3 protein-coding genes are annotated in these 2,806 nt (G+C 70.5%); all 3 read left to right on the top strand.

The window, feature by feature from the left end; all coding sequences use genetic code 11:
- The first annotated feature begins 12 nt into the window (after nt 1-12).
- Nucleotides 13-1,293, top strand: coding sequence for a pitrilysin family protein (locus AB0C29_RS41925; protein ID WP_360832966.1), 1,281 nt, complete (start codon nt 13-15; stop codon nt 1,291-1,293).
- An 83-nt stretch (nt 1,294-1,376) separates the two neighbouring features.
- Nucleotides 1,377-2,294: a phosphatase PAP2 family protein gene (locus AB0C29_RS41930; RefSeq protein ID WP_360832969.1), complete on the top strand. Its 918-nt coding sequence runs from the start codon at nt 1,377-1,379 to the stop codon at nt 2,292-2,294.
- Nucleotides 2,291-2,806 (top strand): 4-hydroxy-tetrahydrodipicolinate reductase (gene dapB, locus AB0C29_RS41935; protein WP_360832963.1); only part of this gene is annotated, 516 nt, incomplete at its 3' end. The genes AB0C29_RS41930 and dapB, both read left to right, overlap by 4 nt.

A 2,806-nucleotide genomic window follows, 5' to 3' on the forward strand; every position in this document is an offset into this window, starting at 1 on the left:
TCTACCCGGACCCTGCAGGACGGCGTCAAGCGCACCGTCCTGCCCTCTGGTCTGCGCATCATCACCGAGGCGATCCCGACCACCCGCAGCGCCGCTCTCGGCGTCTGGGTCGGGGTCGGTTCCCGTGACGAGACCCCGGCGATGTCGGGTGCCTCGCACTTTCTCGAGCACCTGCTGTTCAAGGGCACCGAGAAGCGCACCGCGCTGGAGATCTCCGCGGAGATCGAGGCGGTCGGCGGCGAGACCAACGCCTTCACCACGAAGGAGTACACCTGCTACTACGCGCGGGTGCTGGACGCCGACCTGCCGCTGGCCGTGGACGTGCTCTGTGACGCGGTCGCGGGCTCGATCCTCGACCCGGCGGACGTGGAGACCGAGCGGGGCGTGATCCTCGAGGAGATCGCCATGCACGACGACGAGCCCGGCGACGAGGTGCACGACGTCTTCACCGAGGCGATCTTCGGTGCCGACACACCGCTGGGCCGGCTCATCTCGGGCACCGAGCAGACCATCTCGCCGATGACCCGCGCCCAGATCAACCGCTTCTACCGGGCCCGCTACAAGGCGCCGCAGATCGTGATCACCGCGGCGGGCAACCTCGAGCACGCCAAGGTGGTCAAGCTGGTCCGGGCCGCCCTGGCCGGCAGCCCGCTGGACAGCGACACCGCCGAGCCCGCGCCCAAGCGTGGCTCGGCCGGGGCCGCCCGCGCGCGCAAGCCGGTCACCCTGGTCCGGCACCGCGACACCGAGCAGGCGCACATCGTGCTCGGCTGCGCCGCCATCAACCGGGCCGACGAGCGCCGGTTCGCGCTCGGCGTGCTCAACAACGTGCTCGGTGGCGGCATGTCCAGCCGGCTCTTCCAGGAGATCCGGGAGAAGCGCGGGCTGGCCTACTCGGTCTACTCGTACGGCAGCCAGTACGCCGACGCCGGCCTCTTCGCGGTCTACGCCGGCTGCGCCCCGGGCAAGGCCGAGGAGGTGCTCTCGCTGATCCGCGCGGAGCTCGCCACGGTCGCGGCCGAGGGCATCAGCGCCGGCGAGCTGGCCCGCGGCAAGGGCATGGTCAAGGGCTCGTACGTGCTCGGCCTGGAGGACACCGGCTCGCGGATGAGCCGGCTGGCCAAGTCGGAGCTGCTGCACGGCGACCTGATGGCCGTCGACGAGATGCTGGCCCGGGTCGACGCCGTCACCCTCGACGAGGTCAACGAGCTGGCCGCCGAGCTGCTGTCGAAGCCGATGTCGCTGGCCGTCGTCGGGCCCTTCGACGAGAACGCGTTTTCGAACGCCCGCTAACCTGGGACGCCGTGACCATCCTCAGCCCTCCGCCCGTACAAGAAGAAGCGACGCCGGACCGGCGCCGGCGCCGGATCATCGGCATGCTGATCTGGGCGGTCCTGTTCGCGGTCGGCACGTACTTCATCGGCGTGCCGACCAGCGACCCGCTGATCGCCTTCGGCTGGCTGTGGCTGGCCACCATCGCGTGGCGCAGCGACCTGCCCTGGCGGCAGCACCTGCTGTTCCTGCGGGACTGGCTGCCCATCGCGCTGCTGCTGGTGGTCTACAACATCTCCCGCGGGTACGCCGACGACCTGTTCCAGCCGCACGTCACCGAGCTGATCGACGCCGACGAGGCGATGTTCGGCTGGCTCACCGGCGGCCAGGTCCCGACCACCTGGCTGCAGCAGCACCTCTACCAGCCCGGGGTGGTGCAGTGGTGGGAGGTCGTGGTCACCCTGATCTACGTCTCGCACTTCCTGACCGTGCCGACGGTCGCGGTGATCCTCTGGGTGCGGTCCCGCGCGCAGTGGGCCCGCTTCGTCCGCCGCTGGTTCACCCTCTGCGTCTTCGGCCTGATCACCTACTTCGTCTATCCGGCGGCGCCGCCCTGGTGGGCCTACAAAGAGGGCTACCTGCCCGAGCACGTCGAGCGGATCTCCACGAACGGGTGGGATGCGATCGGCCTGCACGGTGCCGGCAACACTCTGAACGCGTTGCAGGTGGAGGCGTCCAACCCGGTGGCCGCGATGCCGTCGCTGCACACCGCCTGGGCCATGATGGCCGTCGCCTTCTTCCTGCCGGTGGTGCGCCGGCGCTGGTGGCCGCTGCTGCTCGCGTACCCGCTGGCGATGACGTTCACCCTGGTCTACACCGGGGAGCACTACGTCATCGACGTGCTGGTCGGCTGGGCCTACGTCGCCGGTGTGTTCCTGGTCGTGGGGCTGGCCGAGCGCTGGTGGCGCAACCGGCACCCGGCGCCGGACGACGCGGCCACCGGCGTTAAATTGACCGGGTGACAGACGAGCAGCAACCGATCCGCGTCGGCGTACTCGGTGCCCGGGGCCGCATGGGCCTCGAAGTGTGCAAGGCGGTCGACGCCGCCGACGACCTCGAGCTGGTGGCGATGGTCGACCAGGGCGACTGGCTGTTCAACGCCTCGGACGCCGGCGCCCAGGTGCTCGTCGACTTCACCACCCCCGACGTGGTCATGGACAACCTGCACTGGGCCGTGGACCAGGGCATCAGCATGGTCGTCGGCACCACCGGCTTCACCGAGCAGCGCCTGGACCGGGTGCGGTCCTGGCTGTCGCACAAGCCCGAGGTCGGCGTGCTGATCGCGCCCAACTTCGGCATCGGCGCGGTGCTGATGATGCAGTTCGCGGCCCGCGCGGCCCGCTACTTCGAGTCCGCCGAGATCATCGAGCAGCACCACCCGCGCAAGCTGGACGCCCCGAGCGGCACGGCCACCCACACGGCCAAGCTGATCGCGGCGGCCCGGGCCGAGGCCGGCCTGGGCGCGATGCCGGAC

The organism is Actinoplanes sp. NPDC048791 (assembly GCF_040650095.1).
In the GTDB taxonomy this organism is placed as follows: Bacteria; Actinomycetota; Actinomycetes; order Mycobacteriales; family Micromonosporaceae; genus Actinoplanes.